10 protein-coding genes are annotated in these 16,172 nt (G+C 48.0%); 9 read left to right on the forward strand and 1 reads right to left on the reverse strand.

Translation table 11 applies throughout. The features are described 5' to 3' along the window. The first annotated feature begins 92 nt into the window (after positions 1–92). From FB479_RS01635 to FB479_RS01655, 5 genes are all read left to right on the forward strand, one after another. On the forward strand, positions 93–2,348 hold the full coding sequence (locus tag FB479_RS01635) for a type IA DNA topoisomerase (RefSeq protein WP_142061830.1): 2,256 nt from the start codon (positions 93–95) through the stop codon (positions 2,346–2,348). A 122-nt stretch (positions 2,349–2,470) separates the two neighbouring features. Then, on the forward strand, positions 2,471–3,136 hold the full coding sequence (locus FB479_RS01640; protein WP_142061832.1) for a PspA/IM30 family protein: 666 nt from the start codon (positions 2,471–2,473) through the stop codon (positions 3,134–3,136). Between the two features lie 66 nt (positions 3,137–3,202). Continuing rightward, on the forward strand, positions 3,203–3,607 hold the full coding sequence (locus tag FB479_RS01645; RefSeq protein ID WP_007717777.1) for a DUF350 domain-containing protein: 405 nt from the start codon (positions 3,203–3,205) through the stop codon (positions 3,605–3,607). A gap of 25 nt (positions 3,608–3,632) precedes the next feature. Next, positions 3,633–4,139 carry a DUF4178 domain-containing protein gene (locus FB479_RS01650; protein ID WP_142061835.1) on the forward strand — a complete coding sequence of 169 codons (507 nt, stop codon included), beginning with the start codon at positions 3,633–3,635 and terminating at the stop codon, positions 4,137–4,139. A 17-nt stretch (positions 4,140–4,156) separates the two neighbouring features. After that, complete coding sequence (locus FB479_RS01655) at positions 4,157–4,948, forward strand: DUF4247 domain-containing protein (protein ID WP_106653264.1); 792 nt, start codon at positions 4,157–4,159, stop codon at positions 4,946–4,948. 76 nt (positions 4,949–5,024) lie between these two features. On the opposite strand, the gene FB479_RS01660 is transcribed toward FB479_RS01655, so the two are convergent. Then, positions 5,025–7,946, reverse strand: coding sequence for a collagenase (locus tag FB479_RS01660; protein ID WP_255438244.1), 2,922 nt, complete (start codon positions 7,944–7,946; stop codon positions 5,025–5,027). A 338-nt stretch (positions 7,947–8,284) separates the two neighbouring features. Between FB479_RS01660 and FB479_RS01665 the strand changes: the two genes are divergently transcribed. Genes FB479_RS01665 through FB479_RS01680 form a run of 4 tightly spaced genes read left to right on the forward strand, consistent with a single transcriptional unit; the run spans position 8,285 to position 16,169 of the window. Further along, the gene (locus FB479_RS01665) at positions 8,285–8,905 is read left to right on the forward strand and encodes a DUF4912 domain-containing protein (protein ID WP_142061841.1); all 621 of its coding nucleotides are present in this window, start codon (positions 8,285–8,287) and stop codon (positions 8,903–8,905) included. Between the two features lie 10 nt (positions 8,906–8,915). After that, on the forward strand, positions 8,916–11,753 hold the full coding sequence (locus tag FB479_RS01670) for a 1,4-alpha-glucan branching protein domain-containing protein (protein WP_142061844.1): 2,838 nt from the start codon (positions 8,916–8,918) through the stop codon (positions 11,751–11,753). Between the two features lie 30 nt (positions 11,754–11,783). Then, positions 11,784–14,189 (forward strand): sugar phosphate nucleotidyltransferase, encoded by a 2,406-nt coding sequence (locus FB479_RS01675; RefSeq protein ID WP_142061847.1) that lies wholly within the window; start codon positions 11,784–11,786, stop codon positions 14,187–14,189. A gap of 18 nt (positions 14,190–14,207) precedes the next feature. Next, a complete protein-coding gene (locus FB479_RS01680) occupies positions 14,208–16,169 on the forward strand; it encodes a glycoside hydrolase family 15 protein (RefSeq protein WP_142061850.1) in 1,962 nt (653 codons plus the stop codon). Positions 16,170–16,172: the final 3 nt, after the last annotated feature.

Genomic DNA, 16,172 nt, shown 5'->3' on the forward strand with positions numbered 1-16,172 from the left:
TAAAATAGAGAGGTATTTATTCGATAAAAATGATCATGGCAGAAGAGGAAAGGTACATTTGCTTAGAGAGTTTTAGAAGGAGCGATAACCATTTGAAGACACTAATTATTGCGGAGAAACCTGACATGGGACGAAATATTGCCGCCGCAATAGATCCTAAAGCGAAAAATCACCGTACCTATTTAGAAGGTGAAAAATACATCATTACGTGGGCAATCGGGCACTTAATTGAACTGGCGGAACCGGAGGCGTACGACCAAAAATATAAAAAGTGGAACATCAATGATCTTCCTATCATTCCCAATCCATTTAAGCTAGTGCCCAATCGGAAAACAATCGATCAGCTAAAAATTATTGGGCAGTTGGCCAAACGAAGCAATCTGCTGATTAATGCATGCGATGCCGGGCGGGAAGGTCAACACATCTTTTCACTCATTCAGCGACATCTAAAGTTGAGCCACCCCGTTAAAAGACTGTGGATCTCAGACTTGACCCCTGAAACGATCAGGAAAGGATTTGCGGAGATGAAGGATGCCGCAGCCTATGAAAACTTGACGAGGGCAGCAAAAGCTCGTAGTGAAGCAGATTGGCTAATCGGGATGAATGGCTCACGTGCATTTACAACCAAACATAATGTGCTCCTTTCGGTCGGACGAGTACAGACCCCTGTCCTTGCACTCATTTATGATCGACAGAAACAGATTGAGGCTTTTTCATCAGTTACGTTTTTTCAAGTGGAAGGGCATTTTTCGCAGGGGGAGAGGACATACAAGGGTATTTGGCAAGGTGATCGCTTAACCGATCCATCTAAAGCAGAAATGTTGGCTCGTAAAGTGAAAGGAAAACAAGGGCGGATAGCATCCTACGAAGTAAAGGATACCAAGGAGTATCCATTCAAGTTGTATGACCTGACATTGCTGCAACGTGAGGCCAATGGCAAGTACGGATTTTCCGCCAAGAAAACCTTGGATGTAGCTCAGGCACTCTATGAAAAGCATAAGGTGATTTCTTATCCGCGGACGAATTCCAACTATGTGACAGAGCAAAATATTCCCGAAATGCACAACACCTTGTCGTCGTTGCAAGGCACTGGATATGACAACTTGGTAAAGGGTGCAAACCGTAGTTTGGTTCACAAAGGCAACAAATTTATATGTAATCCAGCAAAAGTAGACGACCACCATGCGATCCTGCCGACAAATCGCAAGGCTTCAGGGCTTACGCCAGATGAGCAAAAGCTATACGATTTGATCGTTCGCCGCTTTCTGTCACAGTTTTATCCACCAGCTGAATATAAGATGCATACGGTCATAACCGATGTGGAAAATGAAATGTTCAAAACGTCGGTGAAAGAGCGTAAAAGTCTCGGTTGGAAGATTATTTATGCCGATCAGCAGAAGGAAAAGCCCAAGAATGTGAAAGGTGCGGCCAAAGAAGAAGAGGATAAAGAAGAGATTGAAGTGAACGAGCCTTTTATCATTCTACCTGATGCCAGCGTAGTATGCTCGGATGCGATGGTAAAGGAAAAAGAAACACAGCCGCCCAAGCATTTTACGGAAGGAACGCTTCTAAAGGCCATGGAAAGCGCAGGCAAGCAAATCGAGGACGAGGAACTGCGTGATGCGATGAAAGAATCAGGTCTCGGAACCCCGGCAACTCGTGCCGCTACCATCGAACGACTGAAAAAGGTCGGATACGTTGAGATGCAGGGGAAAAAGGTTCAACTCACGCAAAAAGGCCGTACCGTTATCGAATTGATTAGGGGAGCAGGTATCGAACTATTAACCTCTCCTGAAATGACGGGGCATTGGGAGCGCCGCTTGAATGAGATCTCCCGAGGGACCGCCTCCGACGGGCAATTTATGGAGAATGTGAAGAAATTCGCTACGATGATCGTAGAAAAGGTTCGCGTACAATCTCGTGCTGAGAAGACCTTGTTTGAGAGTGAGAGTACCACTCAGAAAGGATCTTCCAAAACAAGAGGACGAGCTGGCGGGCGAAGTACAGGCAGGTCAGGGGGTAGGACTGCCACAACAAAGGCTTCAACTCGAACGGCAGCAAAGACCGCTAGTACAACTTCGAGTATCATCACCAAATGTCCACGACCGGGTTGCGGAGGCTCCATTTTCATGGGACGAAAAGGTTACGGTTGTTCGAATTACAACGTGGGCTGTAAATTCGTCATTTGGAAAGAGAATTATGGACGTATGCTGACGGATACACAGATTAAAGCACTCATTGAAAAAGGCAAAACGGGTAAAATGAAGCTTGAACGTCAGGATGGGACACAATTTCAAGCAAAACTTATTTTGAAAAGTGTAGAATCGGGCGAACTTACTTTCGAGTAGTAAGGGAACCAATAAAAAATAAATTGTTGAAACTTACTTGCGTAACTATCGTAAATACAGGTATAACGGGGGCGGCAAATTTAGGCCGAACTACCTAGCACGTACTTAAGGAGGAATAATCCATGTCCATTTTTAAAAGACTGCGTGATTTGACCATGTCCAATTTGTACGCTTTGATTGAGAAAGCAGAAGATCCAATCAAAATGACAGACCAGTATTTGCGTGATATGCAAGAAGACTTGAATGAAGCAGAAAAAGCGGTTGCCGGCCAAATTGCCTTGGAAAAGAAATTCAAGGTGCTGTATGAAGAACAGGAAGCCTTGGTGAAAAAGCGTGATGAGCAAGCGCACATCGCAGCACAAGCGCAGAACATTGATCTGGCTCGCCGAGCTCTGGAAGAAAAGAAAGCTGCCGAGCAAAAAATGAACGAATACAAGGACAGCTACGAGAAAAACAAGCTGGCAGCCGATGGATTGCGCGAGAAGCTGGCTGAGATGAAAAAACAGATTACCGAACTGAAAAACAAGCGCGAAACATTAGTTGCCCGTGTCAATGCAGCCAAAGCGCAAAAGACGATCAATCAGGCGATGGGTGGCTTCGATACGAACTCGGCTATGGCTGGCTTGAAACGCATGGAAGAAAAAGCACTGCAAATGGAAGCAGAAGCAGAAGCCAGCGGCGAGATTTACAAAAAACAGAGCTCTTTAGATGAAGAAATTGCGAAGTTGAATAAGGATCAAGCCGTCGAGGACGAACTGGCTGCTCTGATGAAAAAATACGAGGGGTAAACCGCTTCAGGCGGTTTCCCTTTTTTTCAGACCTTAAACACCTTGACGAAAGTAGAGTGATTCGCTTTGACGTGGACAGAAATACTAGGGATGCTGGTTTGGACAGGAGCCGGCGGCATTTTGCTTTTTGTTTTGATGTGGATCGATTCGTTGTTTACGAAATACAAGGACATTACGGAAATCAAAAATGGAAACATAGCGGTCACGACGCGTTTTGTCATGAAGCTGTTTGCGCAAGGGTATATCTTATCGCAATCCATCATTACCTCCAATTTATTGTGGACAGCACTGCTCGTTTCTGTGCTCTCATTTATCATTCTGTTCCTTTTGGAGAGAATCGTGGAATGGCTGTTAAAGCAAGTGGCCGGACTGGACCTGGAAAAAGGGACGCAGGAAGGAAAAGTGGCACATGCCATGATGGCTGGTTCATTCCATCTAGTGGGTGCCTTGATTTTGGCTGCATGTCTGTAAGACGTGATAGGGAAGGGAGTACAGCATGAGTTTGATGAAGCGAATCCAAAACATTTTTGCCAAGCATGAGCCTCCTGCACCGGAGAAGAGCATCCTGACGGTGGGGCCGGGTGATGTGGTCGATGTATCGCTCGTTACCTATCAAGTAATAGGAAAGGCGAGCAATGCGAGTCGCAAAGCCACGATGCTTACCTTGCAGGATGGAACGACCATTTGCTACCTGTATATCGAGGAACGGGAGAAGATTGTCTATCATCTGTATAGCGTGATTGATGGACGACTGGATTCAATAGACGAAGTACCGACCACAATCGAGATGGACGATGTCACCTACCATTTGGAGGAGCAATATAATGGCGCCGTCCAAACTGTGGGGAAAGCGCCGTTTCACACATCAGGGGAGCAGTACATCTGGCAATTCCAATCCGATCAACGCCAATTGCTGCGAATCGAGTGGCAGGATGGCCGGTTCATGCTCTATGAGGGAGAAAGTGTTCTGCCAGCGGACGTGCAGGTACTGCGCGGCACGTAGAGAGGAGGGACAAGTACATGCCAAATCCATGGATGAAATCAATCAAGCTCCTGCTGATTCCGGCGTTGTTCCTCCTTACGCTAGCGGGTTGTGGCAGCCCAGCGGTTGGCGAGACATATCCGCTTGAATCTGTCTCTACCAAGGACAATGGACAGTCGTCACGCATCTATCGTGCGGAAGACAAGACTGTACCGGAAGTAGCCTTGGAGCTGGCGGAGCAGAATACGCCAGATGAAATCTCCAAAGAAGATCCGCAGCATATGTTCCTCATTTACCCGGACGAGGTATACCATTTGCAGCAAGACGCTGCCAAGCCGACGGATACGTTGATCGAGGTCGACAGCAAAGAGTACGTCCGGCAAAACTACGATTCTTCGTTTTTGCAGGGATACATTGTAGCCAGCGTACTGGACGATTTGTTCGACGGGCTTAAGAAAAGTACAAAGGGCAGCTATCGTGGCTACTCTAGCAAGGACATATACAAGCCTTCCGGAACGTATCGCGTGCCTACAACCGAGGACAAAAAAGTAGCGCCGCCGATTACCAAAGAGGGTACGGGAAGTATTTTCAAACGGAGTAATGCAAAGAACGCGGATGGTACGGTAGGTTCTGACGGCAGCCTTTTCAAGAAGCAGGGGGATTCGTCTTCTAGCGGTAGTTCAGGTAAAATTATTCGTTCTTCCAGCAGTCAATCGTCGAAGTCGAGTGGTTCTGTCTCATCCAAACGCTCGAGCTTTTCACCGCCGAAAAGTAAATCGCCCCCACGAACGAAGGTAGGGGGCTCCGGGCGAATTACAAAGCGCCGATAACTGTAAAAAATAGGTGAGAAACGAACAGCCCCAAACGATTTTTGTAACTCGTTTGGGGCTGTTTTTGTTTTGTAGATTAGCGCTGCTTGGTTTCTACTGTATACACAACGCCTTCATTTTGATATTTGTACACATACAGGTAGTAACGGCCTGGCTTTACTTGATAGTGGGCACTTTGCAGATTTCCCTCTATCTCTTGCGGGTACGCTACAGGCCGATCTGGATTTCCTTCGTGGAATAGCATCCATGTCACACCTTGTCCCTGCTGAGGGTTGAGAGAAATACGTATGTCTTCTGGTTTATCTACTTGGAAGGCAAAGATATCTTGCCAATCGTTTCCTTTCATGTCGCCTGAAACAGTCGTACCTATCGGCAATGGACCATTTGCTTGCTCGGTAGAATCATTGCTCTCGCTTTCTTGATAGAGTTGCTCTTGCGGACTAGCTTCACCCGTCACCATTAAGGTAAACGGTCGGTCCTCTTGCCCTGTACCATACGTATAAGCAGTTACATAGTAAGTCCCTGGTTTCGCATCGAATGATCCGATCAGCTTGTTGCCTTCACGCTTGTTGGGATAGGCGATGTAGTTCTCTCTATCGGACTCGTGGAATAAGAGCCACGCCACTCCATTTCCTTGTTTTGTTTCCATCTCTACTTGAAGCTGTTGGGCTGATTTCACATCGAGACGGAACTCCTGACTTGGTTTTTGTGGATGGATGATACCGGTGATCGGCTTACCCAATGAAATAGACGAGTCTTCAGGATTTGGATTTGGCTGTTCCGTTTCGGAGCCATCTTCATGAGACAGCTTCCCGTGGAACACGACATCATAGGCAAAGCGTCCATCTTTTGTCGTACGATAATTGGTGAAGTAGCTCGTAACCGTGTCATAGCCATTCCAGGAAAGATCCGATAACTCCTTGAGGAATCCATCTGTGAGGCGGTTCATTTCTTGCCAATCCTGATATTCCCCTTGGGAAGCTCCTCCCGTATAGACCCCACGCAACGTGAAGCTGCGGAAATCTCCAGAGTCTTTTTCATCTGTTTTTACATCGGTCAGAGCGGCGACCTTTGTGATTTGACGATAAACCTCTTCTTTGCTCGTCACGTCCACTTTTTGTAAGTAATCATTTGAAACGAGAGGGACATCCAACTCTTCATACTGGTCGATCAATTCTTCTAACGTTTCTTGATAGCCACGTTCAAGAGAGCGATCACGGCTGAATTCCTCGATCAAGTCATCATAAGCAGATACATCATTGGAGCGAATCGTATCATTGATTTTATCCAGACGAGCAAGATCATTTTTGAACATATGGTACTGAAGCGCGAAAGAGTAGTCGTAGAATGCCAGGGTACCGTATTTGGCACGCATCATATCCGCCGCGGTGTAATCGAGATAAGACGCTGCATTACGAATATTGCCTACAACTGACTGGCGAGGCTTGATTCCTTCTGTTCGGGTTGCACCAGCGAAAAACTCAGCTCCGCCTTCTTCATACCAAGGCAAGCGGCTGTTCTCATAAATCTCTCCCTGTCCCCACATGCCGGGCACTTCATATCTGCCTTGCAAATAGTGGACGAATTCATGACGGAACAGCTCTTCCAGACTGTAAATGCTTTGTTCTTTTGTCCGATCGTAGGTGAAGAAAGTGCCGGTACCCTCGATGTAGATACCACCATTATCTGTGTCGTATCCGTACAAGAAGCGATTCATTTTATATTCATCAGGCGTATTGTAGATGACAATGGTCAGTACATCATCCGGATTACCGCTCTCAAGCTCCTTGTCATTGCCGATCACACGATGAAATTGTGCTTTCACTTCCTTGGATGCCCAATACAAGCGCTCAACCTGTTCTTCTGTTAGTTTATCTCCCGTTTTGAACACAACCGCTCCGTCATCAAAAGTAAATTGCTGCGGAAGATAATGCTTTTTCCCTTCTTTTTTCATTTCCTCGAGGTCGATTTTTTTACCATTGGTATCCTCGCCATACGTTTCCTCGATTTGTTGCGCGGCAGTGAAGTATGGCTCGCTCCACTTTTTATAAGTTTTCATCGCTTTCGTCAATATGTCATTGGCTTTGTCTGGATCACTGTAGTAGCTTCCTAATTTCCCTGTGTAATACAAGGCATTGTTCGTCAACCATACGTGATCAGCGGAAGTGTCACCATTTTCCGCCAGGTCAAAAATGGGGTTGAGAAATGCATCGATGCTGCCTTCCAGCTCATCTTTTTGGGAATCATCTACTCCCCAAATCAGAACATAGCCAACACCTTGAAGGACGCTGTAAAAGGCCTCGCTTGCTTCGCGATCCTCTGACCACTGATCTCGATTGTCGTTAAAGTCCTCCATTACTTTTGACAGAACACCGATTGTCTCCGAATCAACAGTTGTGTTGCTAATTAATTTTCCCGTAGAACTAATGATTTCATTTTGAGTCTTTGTACCTAAGGCGAAATACTGATTGGAAGTAATTGCTTGAAGTGCTGGAATAATCTTCTGCTTATACTTTGGCTCCAACAAATACTTTAATTCATTATGGTAATACCCCAAGTAATACCCCGAACGCAAAACCTCTACATATGTATGAATGCCTTGCTCGTCGTCTTTGGTGAAGTTCTTGCCACTCTCTTGCAAGGCATCGATGATGGACTGAACCCGCTCCCGATCTTCATAAAATTCCTGGGTGTCGTCGTTGTAAGTAAACAGCTCAGGGATTTGCGTCCAACTAATTTCCTTCAACAATTCAACAAGCTCTGAATTGTCCAATGTATTCAGGTGCGAGATGCTGTACTTCTCCTGTTTGGCTGCTTGGCGTAACTGACTCTTCGACATGTTTTCCTGAACCGGTGTATGACCAATCTGCGAATCAATGGGCTCTTGGGAGGTGCTTAGCGGTGTGCTTTTGGCTTGAGCTGCTAGTGGCAAGCCTGCCGCTACCGTAGAAATTGCAATTGATCCTGCTGTTACCATGCTAATCCATGAACGATTCATTTCTTTCGTTGACTCCTTTTTCATTCTTTTTGGTAGTAGAACTGAATATTTTATAGTATCGGTATCCAATATGAAAATCCTTACAAATAAAACAAATGATGAGGGAATATAGCTCTTTCTTCCTATTTGTCAAAAAAGAAAAGAATGTCTAGAGAAGTAGCTTTGTAAGAATGAAAGGAGAGCGACTTTTGTTTGCGTATGACGAAAACATGATTGTTGATCGACAAAAGAAGAAGGGATGTGCATCCAGCATTCGACAGTCTTTGTTAGCAGCATTGGCTATGATTGACATTGGGAAATCACAGATAGGCGAAGTTGGCGGAGGGGAGTGCTAGAAGATGCTGGAAAAAATTCTCGAACTGCGTTCACGATCCATGTCCATTGCACAAATTGCCAAAGAATGCGGCTTAACGATTGGTCAAGTTAAGTATCGCCTGCAAAAAGACCGTGCGAAGCCAGTGACACTACCTCCCGCTAGAACGGAATTGGAATGGCAATTGCCTGCGTTTTACGGCCGGGACATTGTCAAAGTCATGCCACAAGGACCGACTGTGTTATTCATCTATTGGGAAATCACTTGGCCACGCATGAGAATGGTCGCATCGTACCTGCAAGCCGATTATCGTCACATCCAGAAGGGCTTGCGCTTGTATGATGTAACGGAACGCTTATTTGATGGGAAAAATGCGCATTCCGTCCGAGATGTGCAAGTACATGAAGAGGCTCATTCCTGGTACGTGAAAGATGTAGAGCCAGGACGTACATACATTGTTGATTTTGGTTTATATGAACAGAATCGGTTTTGCCCGATATTGCGCTCGGAAACGGTAGTTACCCCGCGCCATTCAAAAGCGAACTGGGGGGAACCGTTAGTTGAGCCCGTCCATGATCCAGCTACACCTTCCTGGTTTGAGAACTTTTCCTCCTACTCGTTGTATGCCAAAACATCAAATAAGTGAGGTGTCATTTGTGCACAAAGGTTATCTCTCCCTCGTGTTGCATGCCCATTTGCCTTATGTCCGACACGGGGATCGGGACGATCGCCTGGAAGAGCGCTGGGTGTATGAAGCCATGCTGGAATGCTATCTTCCCTTGCTCATGGTTTTCGACAAGCTCCTCTCAGACGGCATCACTTTTCGCATGACCCTTGCTATTTCTCCGACATTACTTTCCATGCTGGATGATGATCTGATCGTGACACGCTTTCGCAAACATCTAACGAAGACCGTTGAATTGGCTGGGAAGGAAGTCAAACGAACCGCAGGTCAACCGCAAGAACACCGTATCGCCAAAATGTACGTGGAGCGTTTTCGAACCATCATTGCCTATTGCCGCAAGTGGGATTTTCAACTGATTAAGGCCTTTCGGCATATCGCGGACAGCGGATGCCTCGAACTCATCACTTGCGCAGCGACGCATTCCTTTTTGCCCTATGTCGAAACAGAAGAGGCGATTCGTGCACAGCTGCAGGTGGGCATTGATACGCATGAGCGGCTTCTGGGAAGACGTCCGAAGGGAATTTGGCTGCCAGAGTGCGGGTATGCACCTGGACTGGACCGTTTGCTGAAAGAGGCAGGGCTTCGGTATTTCTTTGTAAACAGTCACACGATAGAGCATGCGACGCCTTTACCTCGCAGAGGGGTGCTGGCTCCCTTGTTCACACCGCATGATGTAGCTGCCTTTGCCCGAGATGAAGTGGCTTCCCGTCAGGTATGGAGCTCGATCGATGGTTATCCAGGGGACTATGACTATCGTGAATACTACCGGGATATCGGATTTGACAGGGAGATGAGCTACATCGAGCCGTACATCCATCCTGACGGCATACGCGTGCATACCGGTTTGAAATACTATCGGATCACCGGAAAAGAAGGGGATAAAGACTGGTATGAGCCAAGCTGGGCTCGTGAAAAAGCAGCGTCACATGCGGGACACTTCCTGTATCACCGAGAGCGCCAAGTGGAGGAAGCCAGTCACTGGATGGATCGCAAGCCGCTGGTCGTCGCCACTTATGATGCGGAGCTGTTTGGTCATTGGTGGTTCGAGGGTCCGCAGTTTTTGGATGACCTCATACGAAAAACGGTTTGTGATTCAAAAGTAGTGAAATTAATGACACCATCTGAATATTTGGAGGAGTATCCAGAGCAGGATCGCGGTTACTTGCCGATGTCTACATGGGGAAGAAATGGCTACGGAGAAGTCTGGCTGAATGAGAACAATGGCTGGATATACAGGCATCTGCATCAAGCAGAGCGCGAACTGATCGCAGCGATTACTACGTTTTATGAAAAGAAAGGAGATCAGCTTGCCCTACGATGCCTCAAGCAGGCTGCCCGCGAATTGATGCTGGCCCAAAGCAGTGATTGGGCGTTTATTTTAGACGGTCAAACGGTCACCCGGTATGCGTTGCAACGCATTCATGACCATTTGGTTCGCATGCGGGCTCTCTTGGCGATGTATCGCGAGCATCAACTGGATGAAGGGGCAATTACCCAAGCAGAAGCTGACTTTCCGATCTTTCCTGACTTGGATATCACGTTCTATTTGCCTAAACAAACGCATAGAGTGAACGTATCGCGTCAATTGGTTGCGGCCGCGCAAGACCAGTCTTCGACAAAAACAGTGTTGATGCTTGCATGGGAATTTCCCCCTCATGTGGTAGGGGGGCTTGGTCGGGCTGTCTACGATCTCGCCAGGCATCTTGTCCAGCAAGGAATAGTGGTGCACGTCCTGACACGTGCGACAGATTCATGCTCCATAGATGAGACGATGGAAGGGGTTCACGTACACCGTTTGCCTACGTACATTCCCTCTGAACAAGCTGACTTTCTGGCATGGGTGTTTCAACTGAATTTGGCGATGGTCGATGCAGTTGAGCATATCTGGTCACTCGGGGTGCGACCAGATGTCATCCATGCTCACGATTGGCTTGTCAGCTGGGCTGCGATCGAACTGAAACAGAGGTACTCTCTTCCACTCGTCAGCACGATTCATGCTTTGGAACATGGTCGGCACCATGGCATTCATACACCGTTGCAGCGAAGGATTCATGAGTGTGAACGTACGCTAACACAAAGCTCTGACTCCATTATCGTTTGCAGCAAGTATATGGAGTCGGAAGTCATGCGCCTGTTCGGACCACCATCCTCCCAATTACGTGTCATTCACAATGGCGTCGATCTCATTCCCCTACCGGATGTCAATCGTGAGCAGCTTCGGCAGGAGTTAGCGATTGGGGATGGCCCTGTTCTCCTTTTTGTAGGGCGCTTGGTCCAGGAAAAAGGTGTTCACCTATTGTTGGAAGCCATGGCAAGGCTGCGCGATGAGTTTCCGCATGCGAAGTTGCTTGTGGCCGGCAGAGGACCGATGCAAGACGAGTGGAAGCAGTTGGTTCATCAGCTGGGACTTTTTGAACAAGTCCGGTTCTTGGGCTTCGTAGACGATGGAAGGCGAAATGAGCTGTTCGCCTTGGCAGATGTGGCGGTATTCCCGAGCTTGTATGAGCCTTTTGGAATTGTTGCGCTGGAAGCGATGGCTTTGGGTACGCCTGTTCTGGTTGCGGATACGGGAGGGCTGCGAGAGATCGTTCGCCATGGAGAGAACGGCGCCATGATGTACACAGGCGACCCCGAATCCTTGACGAATCAACTCCGCTGGCTACTGCGCGACCCTGTTCAGCGGCATCAACTGGCCCAGACGGCAATGCAAGATGTCAAACAGTTTTATAACTGGACACTTCTGGCTAGTCAAACCATCGAGCTATACCGTTCACTTGGCGTCCCCGCGGAAATCAGCATGACAACATAGATTGCAACGATGAAGGAGGAAGGAAAGAAGATGAAGGCAGTAATCATGGCTGGGGGAAAAGGTACACGACTACGTCCATTAACATGCCACACGCCAAAACCAATGGTGCCACTCTTAAACCGGCCTTGCATGGAGTACACGATTGATCTATTGAAAAAGCATGGGATTACAGAGATAGCAGTGACACTCCAGTATCTGCCCGATGTCATCCGCGATACGTTTGGTGATGGATCTCGCTACGGTGTTTCGCTCGTCTATTTTGAAGAAACAATTCCTTTGGGCACCGCAGGCAGCGTGAAAAACTGTGCGGATTTTCTCGATGATCGCTTTGTTGTGATCAGTGGGGATACGTTGACAGACATCGATTTGTCGGCAGCCATACGCTTTCATGAGCATAATAACGCACTGGCTACGTTAATTTTGACGCGCGTAGAAACACCGCTGGAATTCGGAGTTGTCATGACAGATGAGGACGGGCGCATTACCCGCTTTTTAGAAAAGCCGAGCTGGGCGGAGGTTTTTAGCGATACGGTGAATACCGGGATTTACGTCTGCGAGCCTGAGGTCTTGTCTTATATAGAAGAAGAGCGGGAAGTGGATTTCAGCAAGGATATTTTCCCGACCTTTTTACAAGCAGCAAAGCCTCTATACGGATATGAGGCAAGCGGTTATTGGTCTGATATTGGCTCCTTGGAGGTTTACCAGCAAGCCCAGTTTGATTTGCTGGATGGACGCGTGCATCTCGAAATAAAAGCACAGGAAATTGCGCCGCGCATTTTCTTGGAAAATGATGTTCGCATCGATTCATCGGTCCGTTTGGAAGGCCCTGTCTATATCGGTGAAAATGTACACTTGCAGGCTGGAGTAGCCGTTGGTGCTTATTCCATTCTGGGAAAAAATACGGTCATTTCTTCCGGTACGAAGCTGTCCCGGACGATCATTTGGGAAAATAGTGTCATTGGGAAAAAAACCGAGATCACAGGAACGACCCTCTGCCGCAACACCCGGATTGCAGATTGCGTACAACTCGGGGATGGGGCGGTCATTGGAGACCAGTGCCTCATTGGAGCGAAGTCGGTGGTAAAAGCAGGGGTCAAAATTTGGCCGGATAAGGAAGTCGGGGAAAATGCGACTGTCACCACCTCGCTCATCTACGGTGCCAAGCAAACCAAAAATTTGTTTGGGACGCATGGAATCAAGGGCATTGGCAACGTTGACATCACGCCCGAATTTGTTACAAGACTTGCTGCTGCCTACGCGTATTTACTACAAGCGGGGGATAAAATTGCGCTCTCGGCATGCTCACACCCATTTGCTCAGCTATTGAAGCATAGCATCATGACGAGTTTGTGCTCTTCCGGAATTGATACAGTCGATCTCGGGATTGGCAATTCACCCTTGATCCGATACGGCGTGCGCTCCCTGGCTTGCAAAGGCGGCATTCATGTTTTTATGGCAGAGCCAGTCGATGATAAAGAGATTGTCATCCAATTCATTGATCATGCGGGCTTGCCGATTTCCCGTGATATGGAGCGCAAAATTGAGAATGCTTACTGGCAAGAGACTTATGTTCGCAACCTGCATCGGTTGGGAGCACTACAAGTCGAGCATCAGGTACAAGAAGCTTATCTTCACGCTTTGAGCCAACAGTTGAATGTATCGTCCATCCAGCGTCAGCGCTTCCACCTGCTGATCGATTGTGAACAGCGTTTTTTTCCGACTTTTCTTGCGCCACTTCTGCATGCACTGGGAGTCACTGTCCATTACAGCTCCATACAAGAAGGTATTCGTAAAAAGGGAGCGGATTTAGGAGTTCGTCTCGATAAAAATGGCGAGCAATTTGTCTTGTTTACCGAGCACGGAGAAAAGCTCTCGAACGAGCAAATCACGGCGCTGCAGCTGCTGGCTTGCAGTGGTCAGCACCGGCGCATCGGCCTTCCTGTAAGTGCACCGATTGAATTGGAGCATATGGCCCAGCTGCTGCAAATGGAGGTTGTACGCACGAAGGTCTCTCCGCGTTCCATGATGGAGGTATCTAGCGAACAGCGCTTTCATCCGATGTTTGATGCCGTGTACAGCCTCATGAGAATTCTTTCGTATCTCGCTTCTGAGGAAAAACCGCTCAGCGTTTTGCTCGAGCTGTTGCCAGCGTGCCATATGGAGAAAAAGACTGTCTTTTGCCCATGGGCAGCAAAAGGGAAGGTCATGCGCAGAGTGATGGAAGAAAACAAAGGCAAGCTGCTGGAGCTCGTCGATGGAATCAAGGTATACGATTCGAATGGCTGGGTGCTGATTTTACCCGATTCAGAGGATTCGCACGTAAAAGTGATTTCGCAAGGGGCGACGGCAGAGACCGCGGCTACGCTTGCTTCTTCCTACGCGAGGCGAATTGCCGAATATCAGTTTCACGAAAAGAGAGAGATCGACAGCCTATAACGAAAAGGACGTGAAGGCATGCCGAGACCGCTCGTCGTCGGGAACGGAAAACTGCTGATTAATTTTGATGACAAGCTGCATATGCGAGATCTCTACTTCCCGTATGTCGGTCAGCTGAATCATGTCGGGGGACACTTTAGCAAGCTGGGGATATGGGTACAAGGTCGTTTTTCCTGGCTGGATGAAGACGGCTGGACGCGGAAGCTCGGATACGGACAGGAGTCTTTGGTGACAGATGTTCATGCGCATCATGAACATCTGGGCATCTCCTTGCAAATCGCAGATGGGGTGCATCAGCGTGACCCGATTTATTTGAAAAAGGTGTGCGTTCGGAATTTGACGAGCGAGATGCGGGAGGTCAGGCTGTTTTTTAATCACGATTTCAGCTTGAATGAAACGGAGGTAGGGGATACCGCTGTTTTTGATCCCATCCTGGGCACTATTTATCACTACAAGCGCAATGTGTACATCATGGCGAATGGAAAAACGGATACGGGTGGGATCGATCAATATAGTGTCGGGATCAAGCGGTTCAACTATGCGGAGGGGACCTGGAGGGACGCGGAGGATGGGCTTTTGTCCGGCAATCCGATTGCACAGGGCTCCGTAGATAGTACGATCTCTTTTTCCCTCATGCTGCAACCGCAACAAGAGAAGACGCTCTTTTACTGGATGTGCATTGGTGAATCGTATGAGGATGTCAAAGTATTGAACCAATATGTACTCGAAAGTGATCCGGAACGTTTGCTCAATCGGGTAGCGGTGTATTGGCAGCGTTGGGTTAATAAGGAAGAACGGGACTTTGCTGATCTACCGGCAGAGGTTGTCAATCTGTACAAGACCAGCTTGCTTCTCGTGCGCACGCAAATCGATCAGAACGGAGCGATTCTCGCTGCGAATGACTCGGATATTCTCCAATTCAATCGCGACCATTACAGCTACATGTGGCCAAGAGACGGGGCACTGATTGCGAGTGCGATGGCCAAAGCTGGCTATACGGGAGTAGTCGCACCATTTTTTCGATTTTGCGCAGACGCATTGAATAAGGACGGGTATTTGCTGCACAAGTACAATCCAGACGGGTCTGTCGGCTCCAGTTGGCATCCGTATATTGTAGACGGAGACATTCAGCTCCCGATTCAGGAGGATGAGACTGCGCTTGTGCTGTACGCGCTCTGGGAGCAATACAAGAGCGGCAAGCAAATTGAAGACTGCCAGGCACTCTATCCCACGCTGGTTCGTCCGGCGGCCCGCTTTTTGCTGGAGTATGTCCATCCAGAGCTGCAACTCCCAAAACCAAGCTACGACTTATGGGAAGAGCGACGGGGAATTTTTACGTTTACCAGTGCTACGGTTTTCGCGGGCTTAATGGCCGCGGCTCGTTTTGCCCAGCTGTTCGGTGATGATCGACGCTACAAACGCTACGCAGAAGGGGCAGAGCGCATTCGTGGGGCAATGGAAAAACATCTGTACGACCCTGATATCGGGCGTTTTCTGCGTGGGATTTATGTAAGAGCAGATGGGAGTGTCGAAAAAGATTTCACGGTGGAGAGCAGCTTGTTCGCCTTGTTTGCGCTTGATGTGTTTTCCGTAGAGGATGCGAGAGTGGAGCGGACGATGGAAGCTGTCAAAAAGAGTTTGCAAGTAGACACGGCGATTGGTGGAATTGCTCGCTACCAAGGGGATTACTATTTTAAAAAATCACATGACACGGCGAAGGTGCCGGGCAATCCATGGATCATTTGCACCTTATGGGTGGCTGATTGGGAAATTGCCAAGGCGAAATCACTCGATGAACTCCAAGAGCCAAAGAACAGATTGGCCTGGGTCGTACGCTATGCCCTGCAAAGCGGCGTGCTATCCGAACAGCTCGATCCGTATACAGGTGCTCCCGTATCCGTTGCACCGCTGACGTGGTCGCATGCTACTTATGTTGCCACTGTTTTGCGTTATTTGGAGAAGGTGAATGAGTTGCGGTAACGA

It is taken from the genome of Brevibacillus sp. AG162, assembly GCF_006715575.1.
Lineage (GTDB): Bacteria > Bacillota > Bacilli > Brevibacillales > Brevibacillaceae > Brevibacillus > Brevibacillus brevis.